A 22,134-nucleotide genomic window follows, 5' to 3' on the forward strand; every position below is an offset into this window, starting at 1 on the left:
AGCATCGCCCGCGACGCGTAAACCGCCGCCGTATAGCCCGCAGGCCCCGAGCCGATGATCAGCACGCGCGTGTGTTTCGAGGTCTGCATCGGTCTCTCCCATCCATGGCTCGGGGACACTAACGGCGATCTGTTGTGTATATCAACCGGGAAACCGGGTGTATCAGCCGGTTCGGGGCGAGTCCGTTCTGGCCACCGCGCGCCAGGCGCTCATCAGGCGGTGGAATTTCTCGCCCTGCACCGACACATGATCGCGCAGGGCAGCCGCCGCCCGGTCGGGCTGGCCCGCCGCGATGGCGTCGACGACCTGCGCGTGTTCGGCGAGCGATTGTGTCAGCCGTCCCGGCGCGCGCAGCTGCGTGCGCCGATAGGGACGCAGCCGTTTCTGCAGGTCGCGGCACCGTGCCGCCAGGAACGCGTTGCCGCTTTCATCGTAGATCAGGCGGTGAAAGGTCTCGTTCGCTTCGTAATAGGTGTCGATATCGTTGTTGTCCGCGGCAGCGGCGCAGGCATCGTTGGCATGGCGCAGGGCGGTGACGGTGTCGGGCGCGATCCGGCTGCAGGCAAGCCGCGCGCAGAAGGCTTCGAGCTCGGCCATGACCTGGAACATTTCGTACAGGTCCACCGGCCCCGGCTGACGTACGAAGACGCCGCGATTGGCGTGCTGCTCGACCAGACCGGTAGCCGAGAGCCGGCGCAGTGCTTCGCGCACCGGCGTGCGGGAGACGCCGAATTGCGTGGCCAGCCGTGTTTCGTCCAGGCGCTCGCCATCGGCATAGCGTCCTTCGAAAATCGCGTCCTGCAGCGCGCTTTCTATGCGTTCGACGTGATCCCGGGCCATAGCCTTGCCTAGCCAGCCGCGACATGCGGCGCAACAGAAAGATTGCATACAATTTCGTTTGCATAAAGTGCAATTCTTGCTACACAGACGACAATCGCACGCGTCCGGCTGTCGATCCGCCCGGATCGTCCGGGCATCGGTACGCAGCCGCGGGCAGTGTCGCCGTTTGCGGACCCGACGCCCCAGCCGGAAAGGAGAACGCCATGACCAACCCGCTTTACGACCGCCTGTTCGCCCCGCACGAGGGCAGCGACCGGGTGTTTCTCTATCTGCCCGACGGCGCCGAGATCGCGTATCGCGATTTCCTGGCCCGCGCCGCGGCGATGGCCAGCGCGCTGGCGGATCTGGGGCTGAAGCCGGGCGACCGTGTCGCGGTGCAGGTCGAGAAATCGCCCGAGGCGCTGATGCTCTACGCCGCCTGCGTGCGGGGCGGTTTCGTCTTCCTGCCGCTCAACACCGCCTATACCGGCGCCGAGCTGGACTATTTCGTTACCGATAGCGGCGCGGCGCTGACGGTGTGCGATCCGAAGGATGCCGAAACGCTGGCGCCGATCGCGGGCAAGATCGGCGGGCAGGTGCTGACGCTCGATGCTTCGGGCGGCGGAAGCCTTGTCGATCGGGCGCGCGACGTGACCGCGATCCGCCCGGTCGAGACCCGCGCGGCGGACGACCTGGCGGCGCTTCTCTACACCTCGGGCACGACGGGCCGGTCCAAGGGCGCGATGCTGTTGCAGTCGAACCTGATGTCGAACGCGCAGACGCTGGTCGATCTGTGGCGCTTCACGGCAGACGATGTGCTGCTGCATGCGCTGCCGGTCTTCCATACCCACGGGCTGTTCGTGGCGACCAACGTGATCCTGTCGGCGGGCGCGAGCATGGTGTTCTTCCCCAGGCTCGACGTGCCGGCGCTGTTGGACCACATGCCGCGCGCGACCACGCTGATGGGGGTGCCCACCTTCTATACCCGGCTGCTGGCCGATCCCCGGCTTGACCGCGAGGTCACGGCGGGGATGCGGCTGTTCATCTCGGGCAGCGCGCCGCTTCTGGAGGAAACGCATCGCCAGTTCGAGGCGCGGACGGGGCACCGGATCCTCGAACGCTACGGCATGACGGAAACCAACATGAACACCTCGAACCCCTACGAGGGCGACCGCAGGCCGGGCACCGTCGGGCCGGCGATGCCGGGGATCGAGGTGAAGGTCACCGACCCGGCCACGGGCGCGGAGCTGCCCCGCGGCGAAGTCGGCATGATCGAGGTGCGCGGTCCCAATGTCTTCAAGGGCTACTGGAACATGCCCGAGAAGACCGCCGAGGAATTGCGCGCGGACGGGTTCTTCATCACCGGCGACCTGGGGACGATCAGCGAGGACGGCTATGTCTCGATCGTGGGGCGCGGCAAGGACCTGATCATCTCGGGCGGCTACAACATCTACCCCAAGGAGGTGGAGCTGGAACTCGACGCGCAGCCCGGCGTGCTGGAAAGCGCGGTGGTGGGCGTCCCGCATCCCGATTTCGGCGAAACGGTGCTGGCGGTTCTGGTGCCCGAGCCCGGCGCGACCCCCGATACCGACGCGATCCGCGCCGCGCTGGACGCGACGCTCGCCCGTTTCAAGCAGCCGCGCCATTACATCGTGATCGACGCGCTGCCGCGCAACACGATGGGCAAGGTGCAAAAGGCGGCCTTGCGCGAGACCTATCGCGACATCGCGCGCGGTCAGTGACGGAAGACGGCCCCTGCCAAAGGGGCAGAGATGGAGCGACAGATGACGAAACCAGACGCCACCGATCCCGCGGATCTGTCGGCCACCGAGGCGCGCCGGGCGATCTCGCGCAAGGCGCTCAGCGCCGGCGAGTTGGCCGAGGCCTGCATCGCCCGGGTCGAGGCCGTGGATCACGCGGTGAACGCGCTGGTCGCGCGGGATTTCGACGCGGTGCGCAAGGCCGCGCGCGCGGCAGACGAGGCGCAGGCGCGGGGCGACGCGCTGGGCTTGCTGCACGGGCTGCCGTTTGGCGTGAAGGACATGATCGACGTCACGGGGCTGCCCACCACCTTCGGGTCCGAGCTGTTCGCGGGCAATATCGCGACCGGGGACGATGCGATGGTCACCGCCATGCGCGGCGCGGGCGCGATCCCGCTCGGCAAGACCAACAACCCGGAATGGAGCGCGGGCGGCAACACCCGCAACCGGGTCTATGGGGCGACGGCCAATCCCTATGACCTGACGCGGACCTGCGCGGGATCCTCGGGCGGGTCGGCGGCGGCGCTGGCCTGCGGGTATGCGCCGCTCGCCACCGGCTCGGATACCGGCGGTTCACTGCGCAACCCGGCGGCTTATTGCGGCGTGGTGGGGTTCCGGCCCAGCCCGGGCGTCGTGCCCGGCGACAAGCGCGGGATCGGCCTTGTGCCGCTCTCGACCTCGGGACCGATGGCGCGCAATGTCGCCGATGCGGGGCTGATGCTGTCGGTGCTGGCCCGCCCCGACGGCCGCGATCCCTTCACCACGGTCGTGGACGGGCGCACCGCGTGGGAGCCGTCCGATTTCGCCACGCTGCCGCCGGTCGATCTGTCGGCGCTGCGTATCGCCGTGACCGAGGATTACGGCTTCGCGCCGACGGAATCGATCGTCCGCGACCATTTCCGCAAGGCTGTCGCGGCGCTTGCGCCCTTCATGGGGCGGGTCGAGGATACCACGCCCGACTGCACCGGCGCCGACCGCATCTTCGCGGTGCTGCGCGGGCTGTTGTTCGTGTCCACGCATGGCACGCGCTTCGATCAGCATCCCGACAAGGTGGGGCCGAATGTCCGCGACAACGTGATCGAAGGCCGCGGTTACGGCGCCGACGATTTCGCCGCTGCCTTCACCGATCAGACGGCCTATTACCTTCGCTGGCAGGACTGGTTCCGGGATCACGACGTGATCCTGTCGCCCGCGGTGACGGTCAGCCCGCGCGACTGGCACGAGCTTTATCCCGCCGAGATCGACGGCAAGCCCACGCAGAGCTATTACCACTGGCTGGCGATGGCCTATGCCTCGACCCTGGCGGGCCACCCGTCGATCACCGTGCCCTGCGGGTTCGATGCGAACGGAATGCCCTTCGGTCTGCAGATCGTCGGGCGGCGCCATGCCGACCGCGCTGTGCTGGCCGTCGCCGCCGAGATCGAGGCGATCATCGCGTCGATCCCCGACCTGGCGCCGCGCGCGCCCGACCTTGCCGCGCTGCGCTCGGCCCCGCCGCTCTCGGACGCGCCCGGTTTCCTCAGCTTCTGAGCGCAGCCCCGGGCTTCCCCATGCTGTCCTGTGCCGCTCCGGTCCTGCCGGGGCGGCATTTTGCGTCCTGATGGGGCGTCAGCCGTCCCGCGCATGAAAAAGGGCGCCGCGGAACGGCGCCCTTCACGTTCTTGATGAAGGCGGGATTATTCGGGCGCGTAGTCGGCGACCATCGCGCGCAGTTCCTCGATCCGGGCCGGGTCGACGTCTTCAAGCAGCTCGGCCATGCTGGCGGTCGCGTCGCGGAACGTGGCGATTTCATCGTCGTTCGGGCGGTAGACCGCGATCCCGGCGGCTTCGAGTGCCTCCATCGATTCCTCCTGCGAGGTCTCGACCCAGGCGAAGACATCACGCAGACCGGCGAGCGAGGCTTCTTCGAGCTGGGCGCGCTGTTCGTCCGACAGCCCGTCCCACCACGCGGTCGAGGCCAGCGCGACGCGGGCCGACATGATCACGCGGGCATCGGTGAAGTTGGTGAACAGGTCGGCCTGGCCGAAGGCAAGCGGCACGACCGAGGCGTTGACATAGCCGTTGGCGATGCCGGTCTGCAGCGCGTTCGGGACTTCCGAGAACGGGATGACGACGCCGTCGGCGCCCATCATGCGGAACATTTCCAGCTGGTTGGCATCGAGCGCGCGCATCCGCAGGCCCTGCATGTCCGACACGCTGCGCACTTCCTTCTGGTTGTTGAAGATGCCCAGCATACCGCCCGTGGGCACGATGGCCAGAACGTGCATCCCTTCGGCCGCCAGCTCTTCGTTGATCGTGTCGAGATAGTCGCTCTCGGTGAAGAAGTCGAAGACATGCTGCGAATTGGCGAAGGTATAGGGCAGCTGCATCACCCGCATTTCGGGCACGAACTGATAGGTCACGGCATAGTTCGACATCGACATGTCGAGGATCCCGGCGCGGATCTGGTCCAGACGCTCGTCTTCGCCGCCGATGGAATCGCGCGGGAAGCTCTCGGTCTCCCAGCCCATGTCGCGCAGGGTCGACAGCATCGTGTCGACATAGCGATAGCTGCCCTGCGTTTCACGGTCGGGGGTGGAATCGAGCGCGATGGCGATCGACTGGGCATGCGCGGCGGGCGCGGCAAAGGCAAAGGCCAGCGCGGCTGCGGCGGTAAGGGGGCGGAAGGAAAGGGTCATTGATCACTCCGTGGCATGGGATGAGAATTGAGTGGCATAGACGGTTTCGCGTGCCAGCACGCGCGGCGAAACGAGGGCGCCAAGTCCCGCAAGGCCGTGGAAGAGGATGAGGATCAGCGCGACCGGCAGTGCCGCCGCCATCCACGCGGTCGACACTTCCAGCCCTTCCGAGGTGCGGCCGATCTGGCGGATGAAGAACGGGTAGGTGAACCACAGCACCGGCAGGAAGAAGAGCCACGAGCCCACGAAGCGCGAAAAGGCCTGCGCCTTCAGCCGCCAGACCACGTTCGCAGGCGGGTTCACCATTGCCGGGTCGGCATGGGTATGGAACGCGCAGGACGCGCCCAGAAGCCCGCCCCAGACCATCAGCCAGCGGGCCAGCTCCTCGGTCCAGAAGGGGGGTGAGTCAAAGGCGTAGCGGGCGATGACCTGCAGCATCATCGTGGCCAGCATGCCCAGAAAGAACAGCCCGGCCGCGCGGCGCGCGATCCAGTTGATCGCTTCCGAGAGCGCATAGACGCGGTCGGCGATACGGACGAGGACGGAGTCGGAGGAAAACACGTTGGTCATCGTCGGATCCTCAATTCACGAAGCCGGTCAGGCGCGGCAGGAACAGGCTGATTTCCGGCACGAAGGTCAGCAGCAGAAGCACGCCCAGTTGCACCAGCAGGAAGGGCGCGGCCTTGCGCGCGATCGACCAGTAGGGCGTCCCCGACACCGCCGACACGACCAGAAGCGCCGCGCCGAACGGGGGGGTGACGATGCCCAGCGTCAGGTTGACGATGATCACGATGCCCAGATGCACGGGATCGGCGCCCATCTCGATCCCGGTGGGGACGAGCAGCGGCACCAGCAGCGCCAGCGCCACGGGAACCTCCAGAAACATGCCCGCGACCAGGAAGACGACGTTGAGCAGCAGCAGGTATTTCCAGCCCTCGAAGCCCAGCCCGATCAGTTGCTCGGCCAGTCGCGCGGGGATCTGTTCCAGGCCCGCCAGATAGCCGAAGATCGCCACCGCCGAGAGCAGGATGAAGATCGACCCTGACAGGATCGCGGTGCGCTCGAGGCTTTCGATCAGCTTGCGGATCGTCATCTGCCGATAGATCAGGCCCGCGATGATCGCGCAGCAGACGGCGACGCCCGCGGCCTCGGTCGGGGTCATGATCCCGAACACGATCCCCGACAGGATGATCACCGGAATGACCGTCGCGGGCAGGGCATAGACAAAGCGGCGCAGGATCTCGCGCGGGGGCATGCGTTCGCCCGTGGGGTGGTTGTGGCGGTGGGCGATCCACGCATTGGCGGCGAACAGCGCGCCGGCCATCACCAGACCCGGCAGGATCCCGGCGATGAACATGGCCGCGACCGAGGTGTTCATCAGCGCGCCGTAGAAGATCATGATGATGGACGGCGGAATGATCGGTCCGATCACCGACGAGGCCGCCGTGATCGCGCCCGCGTAGCTGGAGGTATAGCCCGCCTTGCGCATCGCCGGAACCAGCGTATTCGATACCGAGGCCGCATCAGCCATGGCCGAGCCCGAGATGCCCGCGAAGAAGACCGAGGTGAGGATGTTCACATGCCCCAGCCCGCCCTTGAGCCGTGCCATCAGCGCCATGGCCAGATCGATGAGCGCCTTGGTCACGCCCGAGCGGTTCATGATCTCGCCCGCCAGGATGAACAGCGGCATCGACATGATCGAGAACAGGTCGATATGGGCGATGATCCGTTGCGGCGCGGCGGCCAGGAACCGCGCGCGGTCAGCCGCGAAGAACGACAGCACCGAGGCGGCCCCGATCAGATGCGCCAGCACCGCCCCGCCGAACAGCAAGGCGATGGACAAAAGGAGGATCGGAAGTGCGGCCATGGGCGCTCCTGGTCGTGGTGTTGTGACGGCGTCGGGGAAAAAACTGCGCCGTGCGATGTCGAGGTCTGTTGATCTTTCAATTGCACAGTGTTCTATAAATGAATGGAGCAAGCGCCCCATTGCAAGAAATAATTAGATTTAGCCTAAATATTTTGCAGCGTGGTGGAGATGAGCGAGAAAAAAGAACAGAAAACCAACGGCAAGCCGCGCGGACGCGCGGCGGCGGTCGGGCTGACCAAGGACCGGATTGTCGATGTCGCCATCGCGCAGATCGACGAGAAGGGCTTTCACGCCTTCTCGATGCGCGAACTGGCCCGCGCGCTGGGCGTGTCTCCCAACAACATCTACTGGCATGTCGGCGGCACCAAGGAAGACCTGTTCGGCGAGATCGCCGCGCGCTTCACCGCGGAGGTGAGCCAGAGCCTGCCGCGCGACAAGCCGTGGCAGGACCGGTTGCGCACGGTGTTCCTGTCCTACCGCGAAGCCGTCAGCGATCACGCCAATGTCGCGCCGCTTCTGGGTGCGCAGCTGAAATCCAACGGCGTCGCCAACCTCGCGCTGGTCGAGGCGGTGCTGACCGCGCTGCACGACGCGGGCTATCGCGGGCCGGGGATGCGGGACGCGTTCAACGCGCTGATCGGCGGGCTGTGCGGTTTCGTGACGATGGAATTCGCGCCCGCGCCCGACGACAAGGCGCAGGAATGGGAGGCGCTGTTCGCCGAACGCGTGGCCGGCATCGATCCTGCGCTCTTTCCCTACACCCATTCGGTGTTGCCGGAATTTTCGAACCGGATCTTCGTCCTGCGCTGGGAAAACGGCAAGGACGTCTCTTATGCCAGCAGTTTCGACTTCCTGCTCGATCTGCTGATCGAAGGCCTTTCGGCCCATGCCCCCAACCAAACCCCCACATCGTGAAACAAAGGACACGACCATGACCGATCTTCCCAAGCTCCCGTTCTCGAAAACCCGCCGCATCGACAGCACCGTCTACCTGTCGGGCGAGCTTGGCTTTGACGCCGAGGGCAAGATCCCCGCCGGGATCGAAGCGCAGACCCGCAACTGCCTGAACCGCATTCAGGCGACGCTGGAAACCGAAGGGCTGGGGCTGGCCAATGTGGTGTCGTGCACCTGCTATCTGACCGATACCGCCGATTTTGCGGCGTTCAACGCGGTCTACGGCCAGTTCTTCGCCGATCCGCTTCCCGTGCGCACGACCGTTCGCGCGGACCTGATGATCGACGCCAAGGTCGAGATCACCGTCATCGCCAAGGCCTGATCCGCCGCGCCGGGGGAGAGCGGCGCGCAACCTGAAAGAAACGACATGTCGGAAATTCTTGTTCTCGGGGCCGGGATGGTGGGGGTCTCCACCGCGCTGGCGCTGCAGGAAAAGGGCCATGCGGTCACGCTGGCCGACCGCCGCGAACCGGGGCGCGAGACCAGCTTCGGCAATGCGGGCATCATTCAGGTCGAAGCCGCCGAACCCTACGCGATGCCGCGCGCCATGGGCGAGCTCTTGCGCTATGCGCTGGGGCGGTCGAACGATCTTGTCTGGTCGCCCTCGGGCGTCGCCGGCATGGCGCCCGCCCTGTGGCGCTACTGGCTGGCCTCGGCGCCGTCGCGCCGGGCGGCGCTGGGCGCGGTCTATGCGCAGATGACCGCGCGCTCGACCGCCGATCACGCGCCGCTGATCGCGGCCTCGGGATCCGAGAACCTGATCGCGCGCGACGGGCTGGCGCTGGTGTTCCGACATGCCGCCGGGTTCGAGGCCGAAGCGGCGAATGCCGCGCGGCTGGCCGAAACCTATGGCATCGAATCGCGCGTTCTGGACGGCGCCGAATGGCTGCGCGAGGAGCCGGCGCTGAAAGCGGCACCGGCGGGCGCGGTGCATTACACCAAAAGCTGGAGCGTCGCCGATCCCGGCGCCCTGACGGCGGCCTATGCCGACCTGTTCGTGCGGCGCGGCGGGCGGTTCGTGCAGGTGGACGCCGACAGCCTGAGCGCCACGCCGTCCGGCTGGCGCGTCAGGGGACCCGAAGGCCCGATCTCGGCCGCGCGGGCCGTGCTGTGCCTGGGGCCCTGGACCGGCGCGCTGCTGCGCCGGTTCGGCCTGCGCGTGCCGATGGTTCTGAAGCGTGGCTATCACGCGCATTACGATGCGCCGCAGCGTCCGCGCCGCCCCTATCTGGATGCCGATAACGGCGTTGTCCTGACGCCCATGCGCGACGGTTTGCGGATGGCCACCGGCGCCGCGCTGGTGCCGCAGGGCGCGCCCGCCGATCCGCGCCAGTTGCGCCGGGCCGAGCGCCAGGTCGCGGACCTGATCGAGCTGGGACCGCGCGTCGAGGCGCCGCAATGGTTCGGCACGCGCCCCTGCCTGCCCGGAATGCTGCCGATGGTCGGCGCGGTGCCGGGCCAGACCGGCCTGTGGGTCAATTTCGGTCACGGCCACCAGGGCCTCACGCTGGGCCCGACCACCGCCGGCCTGCTGGCCCAAGCCATGGCGGGCGAGACTTCCCCGCTTCACGATGCGCTGGCGCCCGCCACGCAGCTCAAAAGGACAATTCGATGACGCAACCGCTCGCCACTCCGAACCCGAAGATCCCGGTCGATGCCGCGCGTCTCGATGCCGCCCATGCCGCCGCACTGAACGCCTATGTCGCGCGCAACCCGGGCAGTGCCGCCGCGCTCGACCGCGCGCGCCGGGTCCTGCCCGGCGGCAATACCCGCACCTCGCTCTGGTCCGAACCCTTCCCGCTCTGCATCGAGGGCGGCGAGGGCTGCCGCATCCGCGACGTGGACGGGCATGTCTATGTCGACCTGCTGGGCGAGTTCACCGCGGGCATCTTCGGCCATTCCTCGCCGGTCCTGGCCAAGGCGCTGGCCGATGCCCATGCGCGCGGGATCAACCTGTCCTCGCACACGCCCTACGAGGTCGAGCTGGCCGAGCGGCTTTGCGCCCGGTTCCCCTCGATGGATCGCGTGCGCTTCGCCAATTCCGGGACCGAGGCCAACCTGATGGCCGTGACCGCCGCGCGGCTGGTCACCGGGCGCGGCACGGTCGTGGTGTTCAAGGGCGGCTATCACGGCGGGTTCCTGACCTTCGGCGGCGGCGGATCGCCGGTCAACGTGCCCTTCGACTATGCCTGCCTGCCCTATAACGACATCGACGCGGCCACGGCCGAGTTCGCGGCGCATGGGGACAAGATCGCCTGCGTGCTGGTCGAGCCGATGCTGGGCGCGGGGGGCTGCATTCCGGGCGCGCCGGACTTTCTGCAGGCCTTGCGCAAGCTTGCCAGCGAACACGGTGCCTTCCTGATTTTCGACGAGGTGCAGACCGCGCGGATGAGCGAAGGCGGCGCGCAGGCGCGGCTGGGCATCACACCCGACATGACCACGGTGGGCAAGTTCTTCGGCGGCGGTCTGGCCTTTGGCGCCTTCGGCGGGCGGGCCGACATCATGGACCATTTCGACCCCTCGCGCGCCGGGTCGCTGCCGCATGCGGGCACGTTCAACAACAACAGCCTGACCATGGCGGCGGGCGTGACGGCGATCGACACCTACCTGACCGCCGTATCGCTTGACGCGCTCTATGCGCGCGGCGAGACGCTGCGGGCGAGCCTCACTGCCCTTTTCGCCGAGCGCGGGCTGCCCTTCCGGGTCAGCGGCATGGGCGCGATCATGAACATCCATCCCGACAGCGGCGTCTCGGCCGAAATGGATCGCAAGCTGCTCGCGCTGTTGCACCTGACGATGCAGGAACGGGGCTATTACTTCGCCGCGCGGGGTCTCATGGCGCTGTCCTTTGCCATCGGCGATGACGAGATCGCCGGCTTTCTGGCCGCTCTGGGCGAAGGGATCGGGCTGTGATCGAAAGGGGCTTCGACTGCGTTCTGCGCGGGGGCCGGGTGATGGATCCTGCGACCGGGTTCGACCGTGTCGCGGATATCGGGCTGTGCGACGGCCGGATCGTTGCCATCGGCGGCGACCTGGGCGCGGGGCGCGTCGAATTGCAGGCTGAGGGGCTGGTCGTGGCGCCGGGCTTTGTCGACATCCACGCGCATGGCCAGTCGCTGGCCGCCGACCGGATGCAGGCTTTCGACGGCGTGACTACCGCGCTGGAACTGGAAGTGGGCGCGCTGCCGGTCCGGGACTGGTACGCCGCGCAATCCGGGCGCCGGCGGGTGTGCAATTACGGCACCTCGGCGGCCTGGCTCTTCGCCCGCCAACAGGTGAAGATCGGCCTGGCGCCGGATGCCAGCGTGTCGTCGATGATCGGCATGGGGCAGGGGGCGGACGACCGCCGCTGGTCGGTCGAGGCCGCAAGCGACACCGAGGCGGAACGCATCGCCGACCATCTGCGCGCGGCGCTGGAAGACGGCGCCATCGGCATCGGCATCCCCAATGGCTACGCGCCCGGCGCCGGGATCAAGGAGCTTGCGCTCGTCTGCGATCTGGCCGCCGAGGCCGGAAGCGTGACCTTCACCCATATCGCCAATGCCTCGAATATCGACCTGGAAAGCTCGGTCGACAGCTATGTGCAGATCATCGGACTGGCCGGGGCCACCGGCGCGCATATGCATGTCTGCCACCTGAACTCGACCTCGCTTCTGGATGTCGAGCGGGCCGCGCAGGTGCTGGGCCGGGCACAGGCGCAGGGCCTGCCGATCACGGTCGAGGCCTATCCCTATGGCACCGGCTCGACGGTGGTCAGCGCGGGCTTCCTGCAACAGCCCGATTTCACCGGCCGCACCGGATCGACCTATGACCGGGTCGAGCTGTTGCGCACGGGCGAGCGGTTCACCGATGCGGGCGCCGTACGCGACGCCGCGGCGCGGGATTCGGGCGATATCATCCTGTGGCATTTCCTCGATACCCAGAACGATCCCGAGCATCAGCGCCTGCTGGACGTGTCGGTGCTCTATCCCGGCGGGGCCATCGCCTCGGACGCGCTGCCCTGGGTGATGCCCGATGGCAGCCTGTACGAAGGCGAAGCCTGGCCGCTGCCGGAAACGGCGGTGTCGCATCCGCGCTCGTCCGGGACCTTCACGCGATTTCTGGGCGACTATGTGCGCGAGCGGGGCAAGATCGGCCTGATGGAGGCGCTGGCCAAATGCACGATCATTCCCACGCGGGTGATCGAGGCATCGGCCCCGGCCATGCGGCGCAAGGGGCGGGTGCAGGTGGGCTGCGATGCCGATCTGGTCGTCTTCGACCCCGCCGGCCTGCGCGACTGCGCCACGTTCCGGGACATGAACCGTCCGGCGCAGGGGATGCGGCACGTGATCGTCAACGGCGTCCCGGTCATCCGCGACGGCGCGCTGGATACGGACGCGGCGCCCGGCCGGGCGATCCGGGGCCGGGGCCTGTCGCCATGAGCGCGCCCGTTCCGGTCATCGTGGTCACGGGCTTTCTGGGCGCGGGCAAGACGACGTTCATCAACCGACTGCTCGACAGCGGACAGCGCCGCATCGCCGCCATCGTCAACGATTTCGGCGCGATCAATGTCGATGTCGAGCTGATCGAGGGGCAGGTCGACGCGGTGATCGGGCTGGATAACGGCTGCATCTGCTGCAGCCTGCAGGGCGACCTGCTGCGCGCGCTCAAGCAGGTGCTGGCGCATGATCCCGAAGCCATCGTGATCGAGGCCTCGGGCGTGTCCGACCCGCGCGGCATCGTGCAGACGCTGGCGGATCCGGTGCTCTGGGCCGATCTGCGGCTGGATTGCACGCTGTGCCTCATCGACGCCGAGGACATCGCCGAGACCCCGGAACGCATGGACGACCCGGTCTGGCGCGCGCAGGTGCAGGGTTCGGATTTCGCCTTTCTGTCGAAGGCGGGCGACGGGGATGCGTCGGCGCTGCGTGTGCGGATCGGGGCCGGTTTCCGCGTCCGGGTCTTCGACACGCGCGACGCGCTGCCGATGGACGTGCTGTTCTCGGGGGCCGGGGGGACGGCCGCCCATGACCCCGCCGGGATCGTGCAGGACGCGTCCCGCTTTGCCTCGCTGAACTGGGAAAGCGCGGCGCCGTTGCCGTTCAACGGGTTCCAGCGGCTGATGGAGGATCTGGCCCCGGCGCTTTACCGCGCGAAGGGCTTCGTGTCGCTGATCGAACGGCCCGGTGCGCCGCTCTTGTTCCAGATGGTCGGACGACGCGCCACGTTCGAGCCCGCGGCGAAGCCCGTCGCGGGCTGTCGTCTGGTGCTGATCGGCGCGCGGGAGACATTCGATGTCGAGATGGCCCGCGGACGGCTGACGGCACTGGCAGAAGGAGACGCGCCATGAGCGACAGACACGGCAAGGTTCAGACCGTTACGGGACTGGTCGAGCCCGGAACGCTGGGCGCCACGCTGATGCATGAGCATCTGTTCATCGATCTCAATCCGCCCGCCTTTCGCGGCGACACCCTGCCCGAGGGCGTCACCGACGACCCGCTGGACATGTGCAACTGCTTTCGCGCGCGCTACGGGCAGGGGCATTTCACCGACAATTACCGCATCGACGATTTCGCCGTGGTCCGCGACGAGGTGCAGGAAATGGCCCGCGCCGGCGGCGGGGCGATCGTCGATCTGACCGTCGGCGGGCTGGGGCCGCGCCCGCTGCTGCTGCGCCGGATGGCCGAGGAAACGGGCGTGCCCATCGTCATGGGCGCGGGGCATTATGTCGAGGAATACCAGCTGGCCGAAACCGCCGGGATGAGCGTGGAGCAGCTGGTGGCCCAGATCACCGATCAGGTTCTGGTCGGCGCCTGGGGCACGGATGTGAAGGCCGGGATCATCGGCGAGATCGGCTGCCAGTCGCCTTGGACCGAGCGCGAGAAGAAGGTGATGGAAGCCGCCATCGAGGCGCAGGCGGCGACCGGGGCCGCGCTGAATGTGCATCCGGGGCGCGAGGCCGACCAGCCGCAGGAAGTGGCGGATTTCGTGGCCGCGCGCGGCGGGCCGATGGACCGGCTGATCCTGAGCCATATCGACCGGACGATCTTTGACGAGGACACGCTGTTCCGGCTGGCCGATACCGGCGCGGTGATCGAATATGACCTGTTCGGCTGGGAGACGAGCTATTACTGGCCCAATCCCGATATCGACCTGCCCAATGACGCGACCCGCATCCAGTGGCTGCGCAAGCTGGTCGAGCGCGGGCATATCGACCAGATCCTCATCAGCCACGATGTCTGCACCAAGGGGCGGCTCGAACGTTTCGGCGGGCACGGGTTCCAGCATATCTTCGCCAATGTGGTGCCGCTGATGCTGCGGCGCGGGTTCGATCAGGCTCAGGTGGACCATATTCTGGTCACGAATCCGGCGCGGCTGCTGACGCTGCGCTGAGGCGTCAGGCCCGGTCGGTGCGTTCCAGCGCGCCAAGCAGGGCCCAGCGTTCCAGCCGGTCTTTCAGCCCGGCGGGGCGGTCGAGTGCCATCCGGTCCAGCGCCCCGGCGTGACGCTTCGGATCCGCGCGCAGCCCTTCCCAGATCAGCCCGGCCAAGGCCCGGCGCGAGGCCTGCGCCTGTGACAGCCGGTCCAGCGCGGGCAGAAGGCGTTGTTCCACCGGGGTGAAATCGGTGCCGAACGGGAAATCGGGCAGCGCCTTGGGGCCCAGCCATGCGGCCAGCGCCTCGGGCGTGTTGCGCGTCCAGTCTTCGGGAAGGGTGAAGTCGTCCGGCAGTTTCCCCGCCTTTTTCGCCTGCGCCACCAGATCGGGCTGAAAGCGGCTGTCGGCCACGCGCAGCATCGCCCGGACGACCTCTTCGTCGCGCCTGCCGCGAAGGTCGGCCACGCCGTATTCCGTCACCACCACGTCGCGATAGGCGCGCGGCACGCTTTCATGCGGATGCTCCCAGACGATGTTCGAGCGCACCTCCCCTCCGCTTTCGCGGGTCGCGGGCAGGGTGATGATCGCCCGCGCGCCATCAAGAGCGAAGGCCTGTTCGATGAAGTTGAACTGCCCGCCGATACCGGAGACTTCGCGCCCGTCCGAGGTGGCATCGCTGACGATCCCGCCCAGAAGCGTCGCCTTCATCGCGGAATTGACGAAACGCGCATCCCGCCTTGCGGCCCGTTTCGCGCTTTCGTCGCCGTAAAGCTGGTTGGTGAACGAGACGGGCACCATCTGCAGGCGCGCGCGGGCCTCGGGCGGCAGGGACGCCAGCCGCTGATAGAAATCCCGGCAATCCACGAAAAAGCCCGCATGGATCGCCGCACCCTCCACCTCGCGGCGGATAACGCCCGCTTCGAACAGGTGCAAAAGCCCGTCCACCAGCATTTCGGTCACGCAATACAGCCCGGTGTCGAAGGCGCCGCGTTCGGCCAGATCGGCGGGAAGGCGGGCGGCAAAGGGGCGGCCCGAGGTCATCGCGTCGAGCCGGCCCTCGTGCCGGGCGATCAGCGCATGGGCGACCGCGTCACCGATGGCGCCGATGCCGATCTGCAGCGTGCCGCCGTCGCGGATCATGCCCGCCACCTGCAACCCGATCGCGTGCTCGGCCAGCCCCACCGGGCGCTTCACGACCGAGAAAAGGTCGAAATCCGGCGGGTCGCGCAGAAGGTAATCCAGCTCGGCGCCCGAGATCGTCGCCGAAGGACCGGGCAGGGCGGGAAGATGCGCGTTCGTCTCCCCCGCCAGGATGAAGTCCAGCCGTCCCGCCTCGCGGTCGCGGAGCAGGTCGGCGGTGATGTCGGTATTGCACGACAGGTTCAGCGCGCCGTCAGGCTCTTCGGCCAGAAGCTGCAGCACCAAGTTGGGCTGCCAGCGGCGCACCACCTCCAGCGCGTGGGTATAGTTCGACGCGATATAGTGGCGCTGCGCCTGTTCCACGCCCAGCCAGCGCCCGGCCAGCATGAAGAACTCGGCCACCTCGATATTCGCGGGCAGTTGCCCCGCGCGCAGAAGGCGCGCGTATTCCGGCACCGGGTAATCGCCGAACAGCCGGGTTCGCGCGGGCCCGAGGAAGCGCTTCGCCATCCCCGCCTCTGCCTCGGGCGGCTCGAGCGTCAGCGCGGTGACGATGGACAGGCGGATGTCGGGCTGACGGGCAACGGAGCGGGTCAGCGCATCGACCAGCGTCACGGGCTTGCCCAGCCCCAGGGGCAGCGCCAGCCGGATCTCGGGGCCACAGCGCGCGATCAGGGCTTCGGCGATGGCGTCGGCATCGGCCAGAACCGGCCCCACGCGCATGGCCCCGCCGCTGATCGGCGCGTCGCTTGGCGGAACGTCAGGCAAAACGGTCCCAGCCCGGATCGGGGGCGAAACGGGGCCCGTGTTGTTCTTCGAGCCGGCGCAGCGTGTCCGGCACGTCGCCCCGGACCCGCGCGTAATGCATCGGCCCGCCGCGGAACGGCGCCCAGCCGGTGCCGAAGATCATCGCGGCATCCAGCCGGTCGGCATCGTCCACGACGCCCTCGCGCAGGCATTCGACGGCGGCATTGCACATCGGCAGGATCAGCCGGTCGATGATGCGCGCATCCTCGTCGTCGCCCGAAGCGGTCTCGGGCGGCGCTTCCTTGTCGTAATCGTAAAGACCCTTGCCCGCCTTGCGTCCGGTTTCGCCGTCCTCGACCTTGCGGGCCAGCCAGTCGGGCACGTCGGCCACCGGGCGGTCCAGCCCACGGCCGAGCGAGCGCGCGACTTCCAGACAGATATCCAGCCCCACCTGATCGGCCAGCGTCACCGGCCCCATCGGCATCCCGAAAGCCAGCGCGGCGCGGTCGAGGCGCTCTTTGTCCATGCCCTCGTCCAGCATCAGCATGGCTTCCAGCATGTAGGGCGCCAGCACGCGGTTCACCAGGAAGCCGGGGTAATCGCGGACCCGCACCGGCAGGCGATCCAGCTCGCCCACGAAGGCCGCGAGCCGGTCCAGCGTCTCGGCGGCGACACCCTCGTGCGAGACCAGCTCGACCAGGGGCATCCGCGAGACGGGGTTGAAGAAGTGCAGCCCGGCGAAGCGGGCGGGATCGGGGGCTGCGTCGAACAATGTCTCAAGCCGCAGGCTGGAGGTGTTGGTCGCCAGGATCGCGTCCGGTTTCATCGTGTTGACCAGCCCGGAATAGATCTTTTCCTTCAGCTCGGCGCGTTCCGGCGCCGCTTCGATCACCAGATCGGCGCGGGCGCGGCCCAGGCCGTCGGGATCGGGCATCATCCGGTCGAGCGCATCGCGCGCGTCGATGCCAGACAGGTGGCGCTTTTCGTAAATCTTGGCGGCGCGCTTTACCGCCTTGCCCAGGGGGGCAAGCTTGACGTCTTCCAGCGTAACCCGCTTGCCCCGAAGCGCGGACCAGGCGGCGATTTCCGCGCCCATGGCGCCCGCGCCGATCACGTGCACATGCCCGATCCCCGAGGCCCCGCTGGCGCCCGATTTCAGCGTCCGGCGCAGAAAGAAGACGCGGATCAGCGCCTGCGCGGTGGCGCTTTCGAGAAGCGTCGCGAACGACTCGATCTCGGCCTTCTGCATGGCGTCCGCGTCGCCGCCATGGTCGTGCCACAGGTCGATCAGCGCATAGGGCGCGGGATAGTGGCGGCGCGGCGCGGATTTCTCGGCCTCCTGCCGCATTCGGGTCGCGGCAAGGCTGCGCGCGGGCGACAGGCGCATCGCGCCGGCCTTGAGCCCCGTCTCGCGCGCGGGCAAGTCGCCCCGGATCGCGGCCTCGATGGCGGCGTCCACATGGCGTTCGGGGACCAGCGCGTCGACCAGACCCAGTTTCTTGACCTTGCGGTCATGGATCGACTTGCCGGTCAGCATGGCCTGCATCGCCTCGATGGGGTCGATCAGCCGGGTCAGGCGAAAGGTGCCGCCCAGCCCCGGATGCAAGCCCAGCTGAACCTCGGGAAAGCCCGCCTTGACGCCGTCGATCCCGATCCGCCGGTCGCAGGCCAGCGCCAGTTCCAGCCCCCCGCCCAGCGTGTTGCCGTGGATCACCGCTATGGTGGGAACCTCGAGCCCGGCCAGACGGTCAAGCACGGCGTGGCCCTGCCGGATCAGATCCAGCGCGGCGTCGCGACCGATATCGGCGAACCCGTCGATATCCGCGCCCGCAGCAAAGCCGGACCGCTTGGCCGAACGGATGACCAGCGCTTTCGCACCGCCCAAGGTATCCAGAAGGCCGTCCAGCTCGCGCAGGACGGTCTCGGAAATGACGTTGGTGCCGGTATCGGGGCAATCGAGCCACAGCGTCACAACGCCTTTCGCGTCGCTGCGTCGCCACGCGGAGGCGCCGTCGGCACGGGGCACGTCCGAGGCCCCGTCAGGCCCGGCGTCGGGGGTCAGGGTGTTGAGGAAATCGCTCATGCCGCCTCCAGAAGCATCGCGCCGCCAAGGCCGCCACCGATGCATTCGGTGGCGATGCCGCGGCGCCCATTGCGGGCCTTCAGCGCATTGGCCAGATGCAGCACGATGCGGTTGCCGCTGGTGCCGACCGGGTGACCGAGGCTGATCGCGCCGCCATCGACATTCAGCCGGTCGCGGTCGATCCGCCCGAAGGCCGCGTCGTAGCCCAGCACCTCGCGGCAGAAATCGTCGTCCTGCCACGCGGCGAGGCACGACAGCACCTGCGCCGCGAAGGCTTCGTTGAGTTCCCACAGGTCGATATCGGTCACCCCGAGATCGTGGCGCTGCGCAAGCGGGGTCGACGCCAGAACCGGCCCCAAGCCCATGATCGACGGATCGAGCGCGGCCCATTCGCTGTCCACGATCCGGGCGATGGGCGTCAGGCCATGCGCCTCGACCGCGGTTTCCGAGGCCAGCAGCACCCACGAGGCGCCGTCGGTGATCTGGCTGGAATTGCCGGCCGTGACCTTGCCATAGGGCGGCTCGAAGACGGGTTTGAGCTTGCCCAGTTTCTCGAGCGAGCTGTCGGGGCGCACGCCATCGTCGCGCTCGTAGGCCTCGCCCGACCGGGCGAAGGCGGGCAATACCTCGGTCTTCAACGCGCCGCTTTCCTGCGCGCGGGCAAGCCGCTTGTGGCTTTCCACGGCATAGGCATCGGCGGTGGCACGGTCGATATTGAAGCGATGCGCCAGCACCTCGGCGGTCTGCCCCATGTTCAGCTTGGTGATCGGATCGGTCAGGCCCCGTTCAAGCCCGATCACCGGCGAGAAGAAGTTGGGCCGCAGATCGGCCAGCGTCTGCAGCTTGTCGACCGGAGACCTGGCGCGGGCCATGTCGCCGAACCATTCCGTCGCCTCGTGACGATAGACCAGCGGCGCATGGCTCAGCGCCTCGGCCCCGCCGGCAAGGATCATCTGGTGGCTGCCATCGCGGATGTAGCGGTAAGCGGTGTCGATGCTCTGCATCCCAGAGCCGCAATTGATCTGGACGGTGAAGGCCACCGTTTCGTCGCCCAGCCCCAGCCGCAGGGCAGCGACGCGGGCGGGGTTCATTTCATCCTGAATGACGTTGACGCAGCCCAGCACCACAAGGTCGATGGCCTCGGGCGCGAAGGGCTGGCGCATCAACAGGGGGCGGCCACATTGCACGGCCAGATCCACGGGGGTGAAAGGGCCGGGCTTGCCGCGCGCTTTCAGAAACGGGGTGCGCGCGCCATCGACGATATAGACGGGTCTGCTCATTCTGCGGCCTCGCGGTGGTCGGGGCGGGGATCGGTGGTCGTGCCGGGGAAAAGATCCGACAAAGCCTCGGGCGTGAAATCGTCTACCGCCACGACGCGTTGCACGGCGGCATCGGCTTCTTGCAGGCGGGCCATTTCAGCATCCGACAACACACCCGCCGCTTTCGCATCCGCCGGGCTTTTCTTCAGGTCGCGCAGGCGCTTGCGCAAGGGTTCGGTATCCAGGACCAGCCGATAGGCGGTTTCCAGCAGGCCCAGCCCGCTTTCGGGCGCGGGCGGATGCAGGCCGCTGACCAGCCGGTTGCGCGTCTCGGACGGCTGATAGGCCAGCATCGCCACTTTTTCGGTCAGGTCGTCCGAGGGGCCGCGCGAATGCGCGCCCGGGCGCGTCATCAGGCGCAACAGCCAGCGGGCCCAGGTGGCGGGAAAATTGTCGATCGTGGCTTCCAGCGCCCGCCCGATCGACTGGAACGAGGTTTCGGCAGCGTATCGCACAAGCGGCAGGTCGGCCTCATTGCGGCCGTCATCTTCCCACCGTTTCAGCACCGCGGCGACAAGGAACATTTCCGACAGCGCATCGCCCAGCCGGGCCGAGATCATCTCCTTGCGCTTCAGCGCACCGCCCAGCGTCAGGAAAGCCAGGTCGGCGGTCATCGCGAAGGCCGACGACCAGCGGGCCAGCCGCCCGTAGAGATCGCGCACCTTGCCCGCATTCTCGGGCGCCCGGCCCTTGCCGGTCAGCGACGAGCCAAAGGCGCGGAACGCGTTCTTGGTGGAATGCCCGACATGCCCCCAGAACAGACGGTCGAAATCGTCGAGCGCCTTGTCGCGGTCCTCGTTCTGCAGGGCGGTCATTTCATCCAGCAGGTAGGGATGCGCGCGGATCGCGCCCTGACCGAAGATGATCAGGTTGCGCGTGACGATGTTGGCGCCCTCGACGGTGATGCCGATGGGGATCGCGCGATAGGCGGGTTGCAGGTAGTTCAGCGGCCCGTCGATCACCGCCTTGCCCGAATGCACATCCATCGCGTCGTTGACGCTGGCGCGCATCCGCTCGGTCGCGTGGTATTTCATGATCGCCGAGATTACGGCCAGCTTCTTGCCCTGATCCAGGATCGCCGTCGTCAGGCGACGCCCGGAATCGATGGCATAGGCATTGGCGGCGATGCGCGCCAGCGGCTCCTGCACGCCCCCGAACAGGCCGATGGGCAGGTTGAACTGGGTACGGATCCGGGCATAGGCGCCGGTGGAATGCGCTGACAACGCGGTCGCGGCGGCGGAAAGCGACGGCAGCGAGATCCCGCGCCCGGCGGCCAGCGCGCTCATCAGCATCATCCAGCCCTTGCCCGCGTAATCGGGACCGCCGATGATGTTTTCCAGCGGGATGAAGACGTCATGCCCCTCGGTCGGGCCGTTCATGAACATCGTCCCTGAGGGCATGTGCCGCCGTCCGGTCACGACGCCGGGCAGGTCGGTCGGCACCAGCGCGCAGGTGATCCCCGGCTCGGGATCGTCGCCCAGAAGTCCATCGGGATCGCGCAGCTTGAAGGCCAGCCCCAGAACGGTCGAGACTGGCGCCAGTGTGATATAGCGCTTGGCCCAGTTCAGGCGGATGCCGAGAACCTCTTCGCCCTGCCACTCGCCCTTGCAGATCACGCCGTCATCGACCATCGCCGATGCGTCCGAGCCCGCCTGTTCGCTGGTCAGCCCGAAGGCCGGCAATTCCTCGCCCCGGGCAAGGCGTGGCAGCCAGTGGCTTTTCTGCGCCTCGGTGCCGAATTGAAGGATCAGCTCACCGGGGCCAAGCGAATTGGGCACCATCACCGTGACCGCGCCCACGACCGAATGGCTGGAGATGTAGCGCACGACTTCGGAATGCGCGAAGGCCGAGAATCCCAGCCCGCCATGCTCCTTGGGGATGATCATCCCGAAAAAGCCCTTCTCGCGCAGGAAATCCCACGCTTCGGGCGGCAGGTCGGCGGCGTGACGGTCGATCTGCCACGTATCCAGCATGTTGCAGAAATCGCGGCAGGGGCCGTCGATGAAGGCGCGCTCGTCTCCGGTCAGGGTCGGCGCGGGGATGTCGCGCAGCATGGACCAATCCGGGTTGCCCGCGAACAGTTCGGCTTCGAAATGCACATCGCCCGCCGCGATGGCTTCGGATTCCGTCTTGGACAGGCTGGGCAGCGCGGTCTGCGCCCAGTTGAAGATGCGGCGGGTTATCTGGTCGCGGCGAAAGCTCATCACAGGATCCTCCTGCAAAGGAAACCGTATCCTCGCCGGGAGGTTCCACGCTTTCCGCCGCGACAACGCCATGACCGCGCAAAGAAGGGTGTTCGCGGGCCCGAAGGGAACGGCAGAGACGTAACGCCCGATCCGGCGCCGGGGTGAGAGGCGCGCGCTGATGCTCGCGGCCTTCAAGACGATGAGGCGCCGGGATCTGTGCCGGATC

At 67.7% G+C, this 22,134-nt stretch carries 17 protein-coding genes; 9 read left to right on the forward strand and 8 right to left on the reverse strand.

The features are described 5' to 3' along the window. Positions 1-162 precede the first annotated feature (162 nt). Positions 163-840 carry a GntR family transcriptional regulator gene (locus tag C4N9_RS13505; RefSeq protein WP_109533877.1) on the reverse strand — a complete coding sequence of 226 codons (678 nt, stop codon included), beginning with the start codon at positions 838-840 and terminating at the stop codon, positions 163-165. Positions 841-1,043: 203 nt separating this feature from the next. Between C4N9_RS13505 and C4N9_RS13510 the strand changes: the two genes are divergently transcribed. Both C4N9_RS13510 and C4N9_RS13515 read left to right on the forward strand, forming a co-directional pair. Beyond that, positions 1,044-2,561, forward strand: a complete 1,518-nt coding sequence (locus tag C4N9_RS13510; protein WP_109533878.1) for a malonate--CoA ligase — start codon at positions 1,044-1,046, stop codon at positions 2,559-2,561. 42 nt (positions 2,562-2,603) lie between these two features. Then, entirely contained in the window at positions 2,604-4,109 is a 1,506-nt protein-coding gene (locus C4N9_RS13515; protein ID WP_109534062.1) for an amidase, read from the forward strand. A 146-nt stretch (positions 4,110-4,255) separates the two neighbouring features. Here C4N9_RS13515 and C4N9_RS13520 read toward each other — a convergent pair whose 3' ends face one another. Genes C4N9_RS13520 through C4N9_RS13530 form a run of 3 tightly spaced genes read right to left on the reverse strand, consistent with a single transcriptional unit; the run spans position 4,256 to position 7,124 of the window. Continuing rightward, positions 4,256-5,257 (reverse strand): TRAP transporter substrate-binding protein, encoded by a 1,002-nt coding sequence (locus C4N9_RS13520; RefSeq protein WP_109533879.1) that lies wholly within the window; start codon positions 5,255-5,257, stop codon positions 4,256-4,258. Positions 5,258-5,260: 3 nt separating this feature from the next. Then, positions 5,261-5,827 (reverse strand): TRAP transporter small permease, encoded by a 567-nt coding sequence (locus C4N9_RS13525; RefSeq protein WP_109533880.1) that lies wholly within the window; start codon positions 5,825-5,827, stop codon positions 5,261-5,263. A 10-nt stretch (positions 5,828-5,837) separates the two neighbouring features. Then, a complete protein-coding gene (locus tag C4N9_RS13530; RefSeq protein ID WP_109533881.1) occupies positions 5,838-7,124 on the reverse strand; it encodes a TRAP transporter large permease in 1,287 nt (428 codons plus the stop codon). A 168-nt stretch (positions 7,125-7,292) separates the two neighbouring features. Between C4N9_RS13530 and C4N9_RS13535 the strand changes: the two genes are divergently transcribed. The 7 genes from C4N9_RS13535 to C4N9_RS13565 are packed head-to-tail and all read left to right on the forward strand — an operon-like array spanning position 7,293 to position 14,450. Next, on the forward strand, positions 7,293-8,039 hold the full coding sequence (locus C4N9_RS13535) for a TetR/AcrR family transcriptional regulator (protein WP_109534063.1): 747 nt from the start codon (positions 7,293-7,295) through the stop codon (positions 8,037-8,039). 16 nt (positions 8,040-8,055) lie between these two features. After that, positions 8,056-8,400, forward strand: coding sequence for a RidA family protein (locus C4N9_RS13540; RefSeq protein WP_109533882.1), 345 nt, complete (start codon positions 8,056-8,058; stop codon positions 8,398-8,400). 45 nt (positions 8,401-8,445) lie between these two features. Next, positions 8,446-9,693, forward strand: a complete 1,248-nt coding sequence (locus C4N9_RS13545; RefSeq protein WP_109533883.1) for an NAD(P)/FAD-dependent oxidoreductase — start codon at positions 8,446-8,448, stop codon at positions 9,691-9,693. After that, on the forward strand, positions 9,690-10,991 hold the full coding sequence (locus C4N9_RS13550) for an aspartate aminotransferase family protein (protein ID WP_109533884.1): 1,302 nt from the start codon (positions 9,690-9,692) through the stop codon (positions 10,989-10,991). The genes C4N9_RS13545 and C4N9_RS13550 overlap by 4 nt, the downstream gene beginning before the upstream one ends. Then, positions 10,988-12,499, forward strand: a complete 1,512-nt coding sequence (locus tag C4N9_RS13555; protein ID WP_210404039.1) for an amidohydrolase family protein — start codon at positions 10,988-10,990, stop codon at positions 12,497-12,499. The genes C4N9_RS13550 and C4N9_RS13555 overlap by 4 nt, the downstream gene beginning before the upstream one ends. After that, on the forward strand, positions 12,496-13,407 hold the full coding sequence (locus C4N9_RS13560) for a CobW family GTP-binding protein (protein WP_109533885.1): 912 nt from the start codon (positions 12,496-12,498) through the stop codon (positions 13,405-13,407). The genes C4N9_RS13555 and C4N9_RS13560 overlap by 4 nt, the downstream gene beginning before the upstream one ends. Then, positions 13,404-14,450: a phosphotriesterase family protein gene (locus tag C4N9_RS13565; RefSeq protein WP_109533886.1), complete on the forward strand. Its 1,047-nt coding sequence runs from the start codon at positions 13,404-13,406 to the stop codon at positions 14,448-14,450. The genes C4N9_RS13560 and C4N9_RS13565 overlap by 4 nt, the downstream gene beginning before the upstream one ends. Before the next feature lie 4 nt (positions 14,451-14,454). Here the strand turns inward: C4N9_RS13565 and C4N9_RS13570 are convergent, their stop codons facing one another. The 4 genes from C4N9_RS13570 to C4N9_RS13585 are packed head-to-tail and all read right to left on the reverse strand — an operon-like array spanning position 14,455 to position 21,926. Continuing rightward, positions 14,455-16,341 (reverse strand): acetyl-CoA hydrolase/transferase C-terminal domain-containing protein, encoded by a 1,887-nt coding sequence (locus C4N9_RS13570; RefSeq protein WP_245902559.1) that lies wholly within the window; start codon positions 16,339-16,341, stop codon positions 14,455-14,457. Continuing rightward, positions 16,334-18,403 (reverse strand): 3-hydroxyacyl-CoA dehydrogenase NAD-binding domain-containing protein, encoded by a 2,070-nt coding sequence (locus tag C4N9_RS13575; protein WP_109533888.1) that lies wholly within the window; start codon positions 18,401-18,403, stop codon positions 16,334-16,336. Before C4N9_RS13575 ends, C4N9_RS13570 begins: the two co-directional genes overlap by 8 nt. Continuing rightward, a complete protein-coding gene (locus C4N9_RS13580; protein WP_109533889.1) occupies positions 18,400-19,683 on the reverse strand; it encodes an acetyl-CoA C-acetyltransferase in 1,284 nt (427 codons plus the stop codon). Before C4N9_RS13580 ends, C4N9_RS13575 begins: the two co-directional genes overlap by 4 nt. After that, positions 19,680-21,926 carry an acyl-CoA dehydrogenase gene (locus C4N9_RS13585; protein ID WP_109533890.1) on the reverse strand — a complete coding sequence of 749 codons (2,247 nt, stop codon included), beginning with the start codon at positions 21,924-21,926 and terminating at the stop codon, positions 19,680-19,682. Before C4N9_RS13585 ends, C4N9_RS13580 begins: the two co-directional genes overlap by 4 nt. Positions 21,927-22,134: the final 208 nt, after the last annotated feature.

Origin of the sequence: Pararhodobacter marinus (assembly GCF_003122215.1) — a bacterium.
Lineage (GTDB): Bacteria > Pseudomonadota > Alphaproteobacteria > Rhodobacterales > Rhodobacteraceae > Pararhodobacter > Pararhodobacter marinus.